Origin of the sequence: Terribacillus saccharophilus (assembly GCF_002272075.1) — a bacterium.
Taxonomy (GTDB): Bacteria; Bacillota; Bacilli; order Bacillales; family Amphibacillaceae; genus Terribacillus; species Terribacillus saccharophilus_A.
The window spans coordinates 114,979-129,474 of sequence record NZ_NPBJ01000004.1 but is presented as its reverse complement, the minus strand read 5'-3'; the positions used below and the strand labels follow the sequence as shown (position 1 = coordinate 129,474).

The 14,496-nt window shown below is 43.6% G+C and carries 16 protein-coding genes; 14 read left to right on the top strand and 2 right to left on the bottom strand.

What is annotated here, in order from left to right; genetic code table 11:
- Positions 1–75: 75 nt before the first annotated feature.
- The 5 genes from CHH48_RS03315 to nth all read left to right on the top strand — a co-directional run bounded on the left by CHH48_RS03315 (position 76) and on the right by nth (position 3,527).
- Positions 76–249, top strand: coding sequence for a YpmA family protein (locus CHH48_RS03315; protein ID WP_084160690.1), 174 nt, complete (start codon positions 76–78; stop codon positions 247–249).
- Positions 215–745, top strand: a complete 531-nt coding sequence (locus CHH48_RS03310; RefSeq protein ID WP_095217896.1) for a cell wall elongation regulator TseB-like domain-containing protein — start codon at positions 215–217, stop codon at positions 743–745. The genes CHH48_RS03315 and CHH48_RS03310 overlap by 35 nt, the downstream gene beginning before the upstream one ends.
- A gap of 39 nt (positions 746–784) precedes the next feature.
- On the top strand, positions 785–2,077 hold the full coding sequence (gene asnS, locus CHH48_RS03305) for an asparagine--tRNA ligase (RefSeq protein ID WP_095217895.1): 1,293 nt from the start codon (positions 785–787) through the stop codon (positions 2,075–2,077).
- A gap of 72 nt (positions 2,078–2,149) precedes the next feature.
- Complete coding sequence (locus tag CHH48_RS03300; RefSeq protein ID WP_095217894.1) at positions 2,150–2,857, top strand: DnaD domain-containing protein; 708 nt, start codon at positions 2,150–2,152, stop codon at positions 2,855–2,857.
- A gap of 16 nt (positions 2,858–2,873) precedes the next feature.
- Positions 2,874–3,527: an endonuclease III gene (nth, locus tag CHH48_RS03295; RefSeq protein WP_095217893.1), complete on the top strand. Its 654-nt coding sequence runs from the start codon at positions 2,874–2,876 to the stop codon at positions 3,525–3,527.
- Positions 3,528–3,576: 49 nt separating this feature from the next.
- Here the strand turns inward: nth and CHH48_RS03290 are convergent, their stop codons facing one another.
- Complete coding sequence (locus CHH48_RS03290) at positions 3,577–6,198, bottom strand: transglycosylase domain-containing protein (protein WP_095217892.1); 2,622 nt, start codon at positions 6,196–6,198, stop codon at positions 3,577–3,579.
- The gene (gene recU / locus CHH48_RS03285; protein ID WP_428848876.1) at positions 6,198–6,806 is read right to left on the bottom strand and encodes a Holliday junction resolvase RecU; all 609 of its coding nucleotides are present in this window, start codon (positions 6,804–6,806) and stop codon (positions 6,198–6,200) included. The genes CHH48_RS03290 and recU overlap by 1 nt, the downstream gene beginning before the upstream one ends.
- A gap of 92 nt (positions 6,807–6,898) precedes the next feature.
- Between recU and CHH48_RS03280 the strand changes: the two genes are divergently transcribed.
- From CHH48_RS03280 to CHH48_RS03240, 9 genes are all read left to right on the top strand, one after another.
- Complete coding sequence (locus tag CHH48_RS03280; protein WP_095217890.1) at positions 6,899–7,858, top strand: DUF2515 family protein; 960 nt, start codon at positions 6,899–6,901, stop codon at positions 7,856–7,858.
- Between the two features lie 268 nt (positions 7,859–8,126).
- On the top strand, positions 8,127–8,342 hold the full coding sequence (locus tag CHH48_RS03275) for a hypothetical protein (protein ID WP_038560843.1): 216 nt from the start codon (positions 8,127–8,129) through the stop codon (positions 8,340–8,342).
- Between the two features lie 45 nt (positions 8,343–8,387).
- Entirely contained in the window at positions 8,388–8,795 is a 408-nt protein-coding gene (locus CHH48_RS03270; protein ID WP_245840294.1) for a DUF1798 family protein, read from the top strand.
- The gene (locus CHH48_RS03265; RefSeq protein ID WP_095217889.1) at positions 8,773–9,189 is read left to right on the top strand and encodes a cytidine deaminase; all 417 of its coding nucleotides are present in this window, start codon (positions 8,773–8,775) and stop codon (positions 9,187–9,189) included. The genes CHH48_RS03270 and CHH48_RS03265 overlap by 23 nt, the downstream gene beginning before the upstream one ends.
- Before the next feature lie 126 nt (positions 9,190–9,315).
- Complete coding sequence (locus tag CHH48_RS03260) at positions 9,316–10,839, top strand: phytoene desaturase family protein (RefSeq protein ID WP_095217888.1); 1,524 nt, start codon at positions 9,316–9,318, stop codon at positions 10,837–10,839.
- Positions 10,836–12,317, top strand: coding sequence for a phytoene desaturase family protein (locus CHH48_RS03255; RefSeq protein ID WP_176466355.1), 1,482 nt, complete (start codon positions 10,836–10,838; stop codon positions 12,315–12,317). The genes CHH48_RS03260 and CHH48_RS03255 overlap by 4 nt, the downstream gene beginning before the upstream one ends.
- Positions 12,286–13,140 (top strand): phytoene/squalene synthase family protein, encoded by an 855-nt coding sequence (locus tag CHH48_RS03250; protein ID WP_095217886.1) that lies wholly within the window; start codon positions 12,286–12,288, stop codon positions 13,138–13,140. Before CHH48_RS03255 ends, CHH48_RS03250 begins: the two co-directional genes overlap by 32 nt.
- Complete coding sequence (locus CHH48_RS03245; protein ID WP_095217885.1) at positions 13,137–13,868, top strand: carotenoid biosynthesis protein; 732 nt, start codon at positions 13,137–13,139, stop codon at positions 13,866–13,868. The genes CHH48_RS03250 and CHH48_RS03245 overlap by 4 nt, the downstream gene beginning before the upstream one ends.
- The gene (locus CHH48_RS03240; RefSeq protein WP_095217884.1) at positions 13,834–14,496 is read left to right on the top strand and encodes a lysophospholipid acyltransferase family protein; all 663 of its coding nucleotides are present in this window, start codon (positions 13,834–13,836) and stop codon (positions 14,494–14,496) included. Before CHH48_RS03245 ends, CHH48_RS03240 begins: the two co-directional genes overlap by 35 nt.

The following is a 14,496-nucleotide window of genomic DNA, read 5'->3' as shown; positions in this document are numbered from 1 at the left end:
ATACATTAGTTTGCTGCAGAAAGCCATCTCTATGAGTAACAAATCATGTAAATGAATTGCTCGGAGGTAACGATGATGGAAAATAATAAGATGGAAACCATGTCCACTGTACGTGTACAATACAGCAGCGATCTGTACAAACTGGTCGATTCACTGAACCGTACACTGAAGGAAAAGGACTTGATGTTCGGATTAGCATTGGATGAGGAAGATCATGATACGGCGATATTCACGATTTACCGTACCTAAGTGGGCAAAGATCACACTGTTCAGCGCTTTAGCTGTTTTGATCATTGTCCTCGGCTGCGGTATATACGTTTATAGCACTGCACAAAATGCACGCACAGAGGGCTTTGAAGCTTCAGAGGATTTTGCACTTAAGAATACGGACTTAGAAACCGTAGATGAAGTGACACGCTTTAATGGCGAACATATCTATCATGTCGTCAAAGGCAAGCAAGCCGATGGAGAAGATGCTATCGCTTTTGTCAAAAAGAGCGAGAAGGATTCAGAACAGATCATCTATACAACCGACACAGCTGATGAACAGCAAGTCGAGAGCAGCTGGCAGTCAGCATGCGGCGCAGACTGTGAAATGGAGGATGTCCGTCTAGGATTGTACGATGACGCACCAGCATGGGAAGTCACATTTCGCGATGAACAGGATCGTCTTGGCTACAGCTATTACACACTAGATGGTTCCGAGCAGCTGGAAAGCTTTGCTCTATCCAACCAATATCAATAACACAACTACATATGTAGGACAGACAATGGAGGGTTCTTTTTGAAGACAACGATTGCTAAGCTAAGTGAGCATGTAGGAGAAGAAGTAACAATAGGAGCGTGGCTCCGCAATAAACGTTCCAGCGGGAAAATCGCATTTTTGCAGCTGCGTGACGGAACAGGATTCGTTCAAGGTGTCGTCGTGAAAAGCGATGTACCCGAGGAAGTGTTCCAGACAGCGAAGAACATGACACAGGAAACATCCCTTTATGTTACAGGCAAAGTAGTGGAGGACAGCCGTTCTTCCTTTGGATATGAAATTCAAGTAAGTAATGTAGAAGTAATTCATGCGGCAACAGATTACCCGATTACACCGAAAGAGCATGGTACTGAATTCCTGATGGATAACCGCCATCTATGGCTTCGTTCTCAAAAACAGCATGCGGTTATGAAAATCCGTAATGAAATCATTCGTGCGACGTATGAATACTTCCATGAAAATGGCTACACGAAAATAGATCCGCCAATTCTGACAGGTTCTTCTGCAGAAGGTACAACTGAATTGTTCCATACGAAATACTTTGAGGAAGAAGCATATTTATCCCAAAGCGGACAGCTTTACATGGAAGCAGCTGCAATGGCATTTAACAAAGTATTCTCCTTCGGTCCAACATTCCGTGCAGAAAAATCCAAAACAAGACGTCATTTGATCGAATTTTGGATGATCGAGCCTGAAATGGCGTTCGTTGAGCACGCAGAAAGCTTGGAAATCCAGGAGAACTACATCAGCCACCTTGTTGCTTCTGTGCTGAAGAACTGCAAACTGGACCTTGAAATCCTTGGACGCGATACAGCGAAATTGGCAAAAGTAACTGCGCCTTTCCCACGCATCACGTATGATAAAGCAATCGAATTGCTGAAGGAAAAAGGATTTGATGATATTGAGTGGGGCGAAGATTTCGGAGCACCGCATGAGACTGCGATTGCTGAAAGCTTTGACAAACCAGTATTCATCACCCATTACCCAGCTGCAATCAAAGCATTCTACATGAAGCCAGACCCGAATCGGGAGGATGTTGTGCTGTGCGCGGACTTGATTGCACCAGAAGGCTATGGTGAAATCATTGGCGGATCCCAACGTATCGATGATCTCGAATTGATGGAAAAACGCTATGAAGAACATAATCTGACTAGCGATGCATACAACTGGTACTTGGAATTGCGTAAATACGGTAGTGTGCCGCATTCAGGCTTTGGACTTGGTCTGGAACGGACAGTTGCATGGCTATCCGGCGTGGAGCACGTTCGCGAGACAATTCCATTCCCGCGTCTTTTGAACCGCCTATACCCATAATAAATAGATTACCTGACGATCCCTTGTCGAAATGACGAGGGATTGTCCTATTAATGGAAGGAGAACCCAGATATGAATAACGACTTGAATTACCAACGAATGCTGGGAAATCCATTTTCATTTCCCGGTATCCTAATGAATAAGTATGTATCTCTTGGTCTGAATGAAACAGAAATGATGGTCATTTTGCATATATGCTTTTTCCAGCAGCAAGGCATTATGTTTCCGACTACTGATGAACTAGCTAAGAAAGTAACGCTTTCTGAAAGAGATGTAGCCCTGATATTACGCAAGCTCGTTCAGCGTAATTTGCTTCAGATTGAAGACGTGCAGGAAGAAAATATGCGCAGTCAAGCTTATAGTCTGAACGGATTATGGCATCTTGCGTTTGCGGAAACCGTCTATCCAGAACCTGAAAAGAAAACAGACAAAGAAGAAGAGGCGGCTATATTTATTCTCTTTGAGCAGGAATTTGGCCGTCCGTTATCGCCTTTTGAAATAGAAACTGTCACATTATGGCTGGATGAAGATATGCAGCCTCCATCTCTTATTAAAGCTGCTTTGCGAGAAGCAGTATTGATGAGTAAATTGAATTTCCGCTATATAGATCGTATTCTGCGTGAATGGAAGCGCAAAGGTATCCGATCCGTAGATCAGGCCCGGAAGCAGAGCAAATCATTTCATGAGAACCAACGGCCTACAGCGGCTGCGGTACGTTCTGAGCAGCAAGCACCAGCCCGTGATGTGAGTATTTACTATAACTGGCTGGAAGAAGATTGAGGAGGAAAAGCATACAATGCTGAACAAAACACAGATACGACGGGCATTGGATGTGATGCGTGACATGTTCCCGGAAGCAGCGTGTGAACTGGTGCACCGTAATCCGTTCGAGCTGGTGATCGCCGTACTGCTGTCTGCGCAGTGTACCGATAACCTTGTCAATAAAGTTACAAAGGATTTGTTTGAAAAATATAAGACACCGGAAGATTACCTGGCGGTTCCGCTTGAAGAGCTGCAGCATGATATACGTTCTATCGGTCTTTATCGCAACAAGGCAAAAAATATCCAAAAGCTCTGTCAGACTCTGATTGATCAATATGATGGAATTGTACCAGACACACGTGATGAATTGGTCAAACTGGCTGGAGTAGGGCGCAAGACAGCTAATGTTGTGGCATCGGTTGCGTTCCACGAGCCTGCCATTGCTGTAGACACCCACGTTGAACGCGTATCCAAACGGCTTGGTTTCTGCCGCTGGAAAGACAATGTGACCGAAGTAGAAAATACATTAATGAAAAAGGTGCCGCGTGATGAGTGGAGCGATACACATCACCGCATGATCTTTTTCGGACGCTATCATTGTAAAGCCAGAAACCCAAACTGCCTGGCATGTCCGTTGAACGACATTTGCCGGGAAGGGAAGAAACGGCTGAAAGCCGAAGCAAAATAAAAGACAGTCACTCCAAAATGAAGTGACTGTCTTTTATTTTGCTATTTTGTTATTCTTGATTATCTGTATTGCCTTCATCAGTACCTGTATCAGCATCTCCGCCGGTATCAGCGCCCTGATCACCTTCAGCAGGTTCTTCTTCTGTATTGCCTGAATCCTCGCCTTGACCAGAGTTTTCATCATTACCATTACCATTGCCGTTGCCGTTGTTATTCTCATTACCGTTACCATTGCCATTGTTCTGGTCACTGTTTTCATCGGCATTCTGGTCTTGGTTCTGTTCATCATTCTGATCCGGGTTCTGCTCGTCCTCATTTTGCTGCTCTTCATTGTTTTGATCTTGTTGATCCTCAGCATTTTCATCAGGATTTTCTTCTTCTTCTTCTGCATTCTCTTCTTCACCAGGGACGGTGACAGAAGTTGATTTCGCCTCACTAGTCTCGCCATCAACTGATGCTGTAACTGCAATGTTGTAGGTTTGTCCAGCTTCGACGTTCTCAATTACTGCTGAAGTATCAGACGTGGACGTAGAGCCGCTTGGATCAGCATTTACACTGAAGCTTGCATCGCCATCGTAGTTCCAGCTGATATTGATACTGTTGCTTGCTTCATCATAGCTTGCAGAAAGTCCGGTTACCGGATCAATTTCTTCCTCTTCATATCTTTCTGAAGTCGCTCCAGGAAGATTACCCTTCAGGAATAATTCCGTCAGAATCTCGGAAGAGGGGGTACCAGCACTTGGGGAAGCAGCAGGGCGAGAGCCTCTTTCGACTTTCGCCTCCACTACGTCACTTGGTTTCTTAAAACTTTCTGTGTCTTTGCCTTCATGGACATCTGTCATAATTTGTTTGAATAAATATTTGGCGACGTCTGTACCTGCTTTACCGCCTGGAATTATTGAATCATCAGGGGTACCAGTCCAGATGGATAGTGTGTAGTTTGTTGTCAAACCATTCATCCAAGAATCAGGACTTCCATCTTGACCCTCTTTGTTAGTTGTACCGGTTTTCCCAGCTATATCAAGCCCTGGTACATCTGCCATCACACCAGTTCCCTCTGTCATTACTGAGCGCATCATATCCGTTACCATGTAAGCAGTTGCTTCACTCATAGCTGCTTCAGACTCCGGTTTCATATCCAACGTACTGCCATCACTGAATTCAATTTTCGTGATAGAGTAAGGCTGTGTATAAATACCTTCATTTCCAAATGCTGCATAAGCACCAGCCATGTCAATTGTATGGAAATTAGATCCGCCACCAATACTATCGCCATTCTGGATACCATCTTCAAATTCCAGACCTAAACCATTCGCAAATTTTTCTGCGTTTTCTGCACCAACAGCTTGAAATGTCTTAATTGCCGGTATATTATACGATTTTGCCAAAGCATTTCTTGCGCTCTGCCACCCATGGAACCGGTCGTCATAGTTGCCAGGAGTCCAGTTCCCGATTGTAAGAGGTTCATCATTGATTTGTTCATACGTAGATGTATATACGCCGTTTTCAAACGCCGGGGCGTAATCCAATAGAGGCTTCATACTCGATCCTGGCTGATTTCCTAATCCTTGAATCGCGTAGTTATACCCGCCAAGCTCGTTATTTTTATTTCCGCCGATTGCGCGGATGGCACTGCTTTTCGTATCAAGCAGTGTAATGCCGGCTTGAAGATTATCTACCCATGAAATACCGCTGTCTTCACTAAGGGCATTTTCTACAGATTCCTGCGCATCCGGATCTAAAGTTGTATAGATTTTCATACCATCAAGGTTTAAGTCCGTATCTTCAAAACGCTCGCTAAGATCTTTTTGTACTTGATCAAGGAAGGCGCCGTACTTGTTAGATTGCGGCTGCTTTTCAGTAAGCAAGTCTTCAACTTTCGTCTTTTTCGCTTCATCTGCTTCTGCCTGGGTAATCTTTTCGTGCTGTACCATCAAATCAAGCACGGTGTTCATACGTTCCTGTGCCAAGTCAGGATTTTCAAATGGATTGTAGGCAGTAGGACGCTGCGGCAGACCAGCTAGTAAAGCTGTCTCTGGCAGTGTAAGGTCATTCAAATCATCTTTACCGAAATACGTCTCTGCAGCTGTTGCCACTCCGTAAGCGTATTGACCGTAAAATACTTTATTCAAATACATTTCCAAGATTTCTTCTTTGGAGTATTGACGGTCAAGCTGGAAAGCAAGCCACCATTCCTGCATTTTACGTTTTACTGTCTTCTCTGGAGACAGGAAGGAACGTTTGATTACCTGCTGGTCGATCGTACTTCCGCCTTCAGCACCGAATCCATTTTTAAAGTTGGAGACCAGCGCGCCGCCAGTACGGATGATATCAATTCCGTTATGTTCGAAGAATCGGGAATCTTCTGTTGCAGTTACTGCATCAATTAGCTGTTGCGGCAGATCGTCATACGTTACTTTTCGTCTGCTTTCCGAGCCTAATTCCGCAAATTCGTCTCCATTCATGTCATAGACGATATTGGAAGCTGGGTCGGATAGTTTCTCTTCGTCCAGCTTAGGCGCTGTAGCTGCGTAATAACCAAATACGGCACCGCCCGCAACAACACATAGGACACCTATTAATACAATCGTAAGTAAAATTTTCTTCCAAATAGGTCTTTTCTTCTTTTTCTGTTTTCTTCTTGATGCACGAGATTGGCCCTTTTCTGCCATTACTCCTCTTCCTCCGTTCTAAAATGAAGCTGATCGATAATGTGCAAGTAATCGACCTTTGCCTGATACTTCATTGGAATAAGAAATCCTTCCTCACAAATCACTTCATAGGGAATAGATTTTCTGCCTCCATCATATTGACGTTTCCACCATGGAAAAAGTTTCTCTGCTTCGAAAAAAAATGTTTGATTGTGTGCAGAGAAACGCATAATGACGAAGCAGATAGCCCCATGACTGCATACATGCTCCATATGAGCGATCTGATGCTCGTGGAAATTGGAGAGAGGGAAGCTGGTCTTGTTTTTAGTGACCTTCGCTTCAAAATCTACATATTTTCCGCGATATACGCCATTATAATCCGTAGTGGATGCTTGTTTGAAATACGCTTCCTTAATGACCGCTGCACTTCGTTTTGGATAGTCGACCTGGACAATCTGCACTGGGGTAGGTTTTTTATGGATGATAGCTTTTTGTTGAGCGAGGTAATACTCGTTTGTCTCATTGATATCTTCCTCTAAAGTCATCCCCCTGTTGCCGAAATCGATAGGCTGTGAGAGCCTCGATGCAACGGTTTGTCTGATGATCTTTTTCCCGTTAGGATATTGCACGGTTTCTCCCCCCACTATAGGAATGATCATACCATATTCCTTAGAATACTTCACTTTGTGCCTGTAACTCAACTGAAAAAAGGGGCAATTCGATGACATTTACTGACATAGCGCAGTTGCTTGCTTCCATCGAAGAGAAAACAGCCGCTGCAAACTTAGATAATATCCGAAGAACGATGGCTTATCAAGCTTTTTATGAAAGGAATCCAGAGATCAAGTGGGCATTCCTAGCATCAATGGTTTCCAGAAACGCTGGCTGGAATATGACAGATCTACAATTGGATATGTTTCAGAACTTGTTGTCAGCCCGTATAAGAAAACAGCTTTTCTCTCTTTATGAACGTGCCAATTGGCTTATCTTTTCTGATGCATATCCGCAGCTGCTCTTATATGAAGCTCATAAAAAAGGACAAATTGATATGGTTGAACATCTGCACCATTTTCGTGTTTCTGTCTTTATGGAAGAAACGTGGCAGCATTACTTAAAAGAGGGTGACATGCAGCAGCTGCTTTATTGTCTTATTATCAACGAACAGCATGTCATCGGTTCACCTGTCATTGTCCAGCCTTTTTATAAAAAGCATATCTTCAGCCGGTGGCCATACCAGCTACAGGATTTATTCCGTCTGAATGCCGTATTTTTCCCGACATTGGATGGAAGATTATATGGACTGTATGCTCACCATTTTACAAGTGTGGATGAACGGATACAGGTGGGGATTAAGTTGAGTCAGCTCCTTTTTGATGAGCAGCTTCATACCTCTTTTCTGCAATTTGCCAAAGTTGCTCCTTATACGGGGTCTCGTGATGACTATGAATGTTTTGGCCGGTTTAGAACTACCGGCAGTTGTCCGCTGCGGACTTGTTATCCAGTCATTTCACACGAAGATAATATTCGAACGGATTGGTACAGATATGGGGGCATTAAGGAAAGTTGGCTCATCTCTGCAAAAAAAAAGCGTTATCGACCAACTGGATCCGTCTATTATTGGAAAAGGCGGTTGATGAAAGTAGCCGCATTAATCAAGAAAAAAAGCAAAGCGGTCAATTGATCGCTTTGCTTTTTTAAACTTATATGGAAGGACGATTTGGTCCATCAAGCTTTTTGTCATACCCGTCACCTGCAGTGCGAGCTGTCGGCCGTTTCTGGTCATTTGATGTCTTTCTATCCTGCTTTTTCATCATTCACCCTCCTTTATAGATAGGATGAGCGAAACAGCTCTGAATCATGCGAATGTGCCCGTATTTTTTGTTGTTTTGTCAGCTGTGCAGGAGAAGTCTTTTCTTAACAGAAACAGTAAGGAAAAAGGGGGCATACGGATGAACAAGCAAAATGGTGTAACCAAAGAAGAATTGCAGCTGGCTTTGTTCCAGCTTGCTGGCGCATATCGGAAATTGGACCAAAGACTCACCGTACAGGCGAACCGTTCCAGGACGACACTAAAACAACCTTTGATTGAACGCGTGCTCCGAGCAGAGTCCCAGCTAGATAAAAAGCATGATAAATGGAACCATGAGCATGGTAAATTAGCCTGACTGCTTGTATAATAGAACAACACGATAAGCAGAGAAGGGGTTATATTGACGACATTACAGATATATAATAAGCAGCTATCCGACTTGATCGTACAACTGAAAGAACGCTTCCTTAATCATGAGCCGCCAAGCGAAAAGCATGATAAAGCATTTTTCGAGATGGTGAAGAAGGAAACAGAACCTATGTATCAGCTTCTTCAGGAATGGCATCAGGCTGCAGCGGACTTTGTCCAGCAGCGCGAGATTAGTGTGCATCCGCAGCAAGTACAGTCTACAGAAGAAAATGTCCACTTAGTCATCCTGCATAGCTACTACATAGACATCCGGCCCGAACGATATATGGATTATCATCAATCGATCGGCTACGTCATCCAGTTGCTTGATGAAGATATGGACCGATTAGAAGGACACGACGGAGAGGAAGAAAACAATGACGAAAGAAGAATTGATTAATCTAGCTAAAGAAGCAAGAGAACGGGCATATATACCTTATTCTAAATTTGGAGTAGGTGCAGCAGTCCTAACCAAGGCAGGAAATGTTTATCAAGGCTGCAATATTGAAAATGCTGCTTATCCTGTGACATGCTGTGCGGAACGAACTGCAATTTTCCAAGCTGTTGCAAATGGCGAAAGAGATTTTTCTGAGATCGCTGTTGTAGCGAATACAGAACGTCCAGTTCCTCCATGCGGATCATGCCGGCAAGTAATGGCTGAATTCTTCCCTCAGGATGCTGTCATCCATATTTCGAACATGAGTGGTGTTTCGAAGACAGTTACTATGGAAGAGCTGCTTCCGTTTTCTTTCCAGCCAGAAGATCTTTTTTCTGACGAAAAAGCATCCCAGTAAAAATCAAATGTAATCTAAAGACCTAAAGTGTTTTTACACTTTAGGTCTTTTTTAATTTATCGTTCGATAGGTTTCTCCATTAGGCGAACAGGGTATAGAGAACTATTCAGAATGGAGGTCTGACCGTTGACTAAGAAAAAAGTAGCAATCATCGGTGCTGGTCCTGGGGGTCTGACAGCAGGGATGCTGCTTGCAGCCAAAGGATACAAAGTAGAAGTATATGAAAAAAATGATGTAATCGGCGGCAGGACTTCACGTTTGAAGCATGGTGAGTTCCAATTCGATCTTGGTGCAACTTTCTTTATGATGCCCAAGCTTCTAGAGGAGCTTTTCGAGGAAGCTGGCCGCAACCTTTACAATTATGTTCAGCTGCATCGGCTGGATCCATTATATACGCTCCGGTTTGGGGACGTCACATTTACACCGCGAGTTGATAGACAAGATATGCTGGATGAAATAGAACGGGTCTTTCCGGGCGAAAGCCAAGGTTTTATTCAGTTCATGGAAAAAGAGGGAGAGAAGTTCGACCGAGTGGAAAAGCTTCTACGCCGCCCTTTCGTACATAGACGCACTTATTTGAGCAAGGATGTACTGTATGCCCTGCCGAAGCTCGATATGTTCCAGACAGTATACAGTAAGCTTTCTTCCTATTTTAATGATGAACGGTTGAAATATGCCTTTACTTTCCAAGCAAAATACTTAGGAATGTCTCCTTGGAAGTGTCCGGGGACGTTCACGATACTTTCGTATCTTGAACATAAGTTCGGTCTGTATCATCCGATTGGAGGCGTCAACCGAATTTGCGAAGCGATGCGACAGGTGATTGAGGAATACGGAGGCGTGGTTCATACTGGAAAACCTGTTGCTCAGATTCTTACTGAAGGCAAGCAGGCCACAGGTCTTCGTCTGGAAAATGGACTTGATGTTCAAGCTGACGAAGTTATTATAAATGCAGATTATAGCTATAGTGTACAGCACTTGTTCGAGGAGAAATGGAAAAAGAAATTCCAAAAGAAAATGGAGAACAAAAAATATTCCTGCTCAACCTTTATGCTTTATCTAGGTTTGAAGCAAGAAGTTAATCTGCCACATCATATGGTTGTATTTGCTGATGATTACAAAAGGAATGTAGAAGAGATGACAGAACAGCTTGTCCTCTCTGAAGATCCTTCTGTTTACATCCATTATCCGACTAAACTCGATCCAACAACAGCACCTGCTGGAAAGTCTACAGCATATTTGCTGATGCCTGTTCCAAATACAGAGGCTGACATTGATTGGGAAGAAGCGAGTCCTCGTATGCGTCAGAAAATGCTTGATATTCTTGCACGTGAAACAGGTATAGAGAATATCGAGTCTCTGATTGAAACAGAACATTGTATCACACCGTCAGATTGGGAAGCGATGAACATTCAGCACGGGGCAGTATTTAATCTGGCACATTCACTAGATCAGATGATGTACAACCGACCACATAACCAGGTGAAAGAACTTTCCCATTGTTATCTTGTCGGAGGAGGAACGCATCCAGGCAGCGGACTGCCGACTATTTTTCAGTCAGCTAAGATCAGTGCCGATTTAGTCGAGAAAAACAGTGGAGCTAAAACTACTCAATCGATAAAACCATCTCAAGAGAAGGTGACAATGTGAAGACGGCTATAATCGGTGCAGGTGTTGGCGGGCTTACAACTGCATTGCTTCTTGAAAGACAAGGACATCAAGTTACAGTCTTTGAACAGCAAGCGAATCCGGGAGGGCGTATGCAATACGAAACAGACGGCGACTTTCGCATTGACCAAGGCCCGACAATCGTCCTCCTGCCCGATATGATTCGCAATGTATTGGATGCATGTGCTATTCCGCAGAATGAACTTGAGCTAATAAAGTGTGATCCGCTTTACAGAATTCATTATGCAGATGGTACTGCTTATACAAAATACTCTGATCCAGCAAAACAGAAAGAAGAATTGCTGACAAAGTTTCCAAATCAAGCAGCGCAATATGATCAATTCATGCACGATATGGAAAACGTATACCGGGTTGGAGTAAGTCAGTTTTTGGAACAAGGATTTTCTAACAGGCTTCGCTTCTTTACGTCAAGCAATCTGCGCTTCCTTTATAAATCAAAAGCTTACCGTGACGTTCATAGCTTCATAAGTGATTATTTTAATGAACCGAAGCTACAGGATGCATATGCGCTGCAATCTCTGTATATAGGAGGATCTCCTTATACGACACCTGCTATTTATGGTCTGATTTCTTATAGTGAGCATGCCCACGGAATCTGGTATGTCAAAGGCGGCTATGCGGGATTGATTGACACTTTGGTTTCTTATTGTGAAGAACGCGGAGTCACACTTCAATACAACGCAAAAGTTGAAAAGATTCAGCAAAAAAGGAAAAGGGTGAGCGGAATAGAGGTGGACGGAGCTTTCCAGCCTTTTAATAATGTAGTGTACAACGGTGATTTTCCTGCCATTCATTCCTTACTTGACGATAAAAAAGCAAAAAAGAAAAAGCAGCCTTCGGCCTCCAGTGGCTGTCTGCTCATCTATGCAGGAACCAATCGGAGATGGGAAGAGTTGCAAACGCATCAATTTGTTCTTCCTGAACAGTTCCAGCAAAATATGGAGGCTATTTTTGAATCTCGAACTATTCCAGAAGATCCTTCATTCTATGTATTCAACCCAAGTTCCATAGATGCGACTTGTGCGCTTTCGGGAAAGTCGGCTTTATATTTTCTTGTTCCTGTTCCATCTGGTGACCATATTAACTGGGACCAGCAGAAAGATCTGCTCGTTGAACGCGTTCTTCAGAAAGCAGAGAAGACACTGCTGCCAGGATTATTGGACTCGATCGAATGGCTGAAGTTGAGGACACCGGCGGATGCGAGTCAGGCTGGATTGTACCAAGGGGGAAGCTTTGGGATCGCTCCCAACCTGCTGCAATCTGGAGGTTTTCGCCCACAGAACAAGCCATTTGGCATTGAAGGACTTTATGCTGTCGGCGCTTCTGTCCACCCCGGTGGAGGTGTACCGATCGTCATGCAAGGTGCAAAGAATTTAAGTGATCTAATTATGAGTGAGGTGGGAGACTATGCTCAAGAAACCGTACGCAAAAGCGTGTGAAAAGGCGATGAAGCAGCATTCTGCGAGCTTTTATCAGGCTTTTCGCGAGCTTCCTTCACCGCGTAAGGAAGCTGTGTTCGTTATTTATACATTCTGTCGGATGATTGATGACAGCATGGATGAACCTGAAAATAGCGTTTATACCCTAGACGAGCTGGAGTGGAACTTTCAACATCTCAGTAAAGCTGAAGGGCATTTTATCTGGCCTTCCCTGCGCTGGCTATTCGACACTTTTCCGAATCTGGAACCAGCGCCGTTCTTCACTCAGATTAAAGGTCAGCGTATGGATGAGATGCATACTCATTATAAGACATTTGAACAGTTGGAAGACTACTGCTACCATGTAGCCGGATCTGTCGGCGAAATGCTGCTGCCGGTATTGCACGATTATCCTTCGGAAAAAATTGTACAAGCAGGAATAAATCTTGGAAAGGCGATGCAAATCGTCAATATCTTAAGGGATATCGGGGAAGACTTGGAGCGGGGCCGACGATATATACCGCTATCCATTTTGTCGGCATACGACTATACAGAAGAAGCATTTTATGCGCAGGAATTATCCATATCGTTTCGCCAAGTAATTGACGACCTGATAAATACAGCTAACAATTGGTTTGAAGAAGGACTGGAAGGTCTGAATACCTATCCTGAATCGAGCGCATTCGCAATCACATTGGCTAGCAGCTATTATGCAGCAATTATGGATGTAATCAAAGAGAATGACTATGACGTGTTCCATAAGCGTGCTTATGTATCGCAGTCTCGTAAACTAGCACTCTACCAAATAGCTAAGAAGGCAAGGAAAAGGGAATCAATTACATGACGTACCGTATCTTTTCTGTTTGGTTGGTTATTGGGCTGTTGCTTCTTTTATTCTGGGAACTTCCGGAATGGCTGTATTTCGCTAATAGTATCTTTATGATTCTCTATACGGCAGCGGTACTGGTAGAAAGCAAAACCTTCTTTTTCAGTAAAACGAAAATGAGTAAGATGTTCACCGTTCTGTTTATTATTGGAGCTACCACACTGTTGATTGAGGCACTAAGCGTTTATACTGGATTTCCCTTTGGTGAATACGAATACACGACAATGCTCGGCTATCATATATTAGGAGTACCTTTTACAATCGCCATTGCCTGGGTTGGTTTTATTATTAACAGCACTATGATCAGCACACAGCAAAATAAGTGGTTTCGGGCTTTAGAAACAGGCGTATGGGTCGTATTTATCGATCTCATACTCGATCCTGTCGCATTAGCTTGGGATTTCTGGCAATGGGATAACGGTGGCTTTTATTATGGTATTCCGGCAACGAATTTTACTACATGGTTCTTCCTCGCTGCGATTCTGTCATTTTTGCTTCCGTTACAAAAGGGTGCAAAGCCGACAGTCCAGTCTTATCGTTTGTTGGAATTGATGTTCCTGTTTTTCGGTCTGCTGGCTCTGAAAAAAGGATTCATCCTTGTTGCTTGTCTAGCCATTCTGTTCATTCTTTTTACAGAAGGGAGGAAAGTACATGATTCAAGCAGAAAAAAAGCGCTGGTTCATTAAACTTTTCGCCGCTTATCAACGATATTATTTGCTTCCCCGTAACTTTGAGCGGGTTGAAGCTACCGGACACGTCCATGTACCAGAAAAACCAGCAATATATATTGCAAACCACAGCTCCTGGTGGGATGGTCTGTTAATTTTTCAAGCCACTGAAAAGCATCTAGAGGGTAATCATTTTATGCTTATGGCCCAAGAAGGACTGGAAACGTATCGTTTCTTTCGCAAGCTCGGTGCTTTCTCAATTGATAAATCAAGAATTCGCGATGTTGTCGCTTCCCTTCAGTATGCGCGACAGCTGCTGGAAGCGGGCAGCTACGTTTGGATCTTTCCGCAGGGACAGATTTTGCATCAAGATCAGAGACCATATTTTTTTGAGACGGGAATAGGGTATTTGCTGCATCAGATGCCGGTCCCGGTTGTTCCGGTTACTTTGCATTATCATTTTGGAGAAGAAAAGAAACCTATTGCTTCAATACACTTCGGTGAACCAATTCAAGACGACTGGGAAAAAATGACGAGGTCCAGTGTGAGTTTGTATTTATCGAAACTGCTGGAGGAACAAGCAGACGAGCATAAACAGACGATCATCGGCGGGAAGCATATAGAGCCCCAGGAACAGATCTGCTAG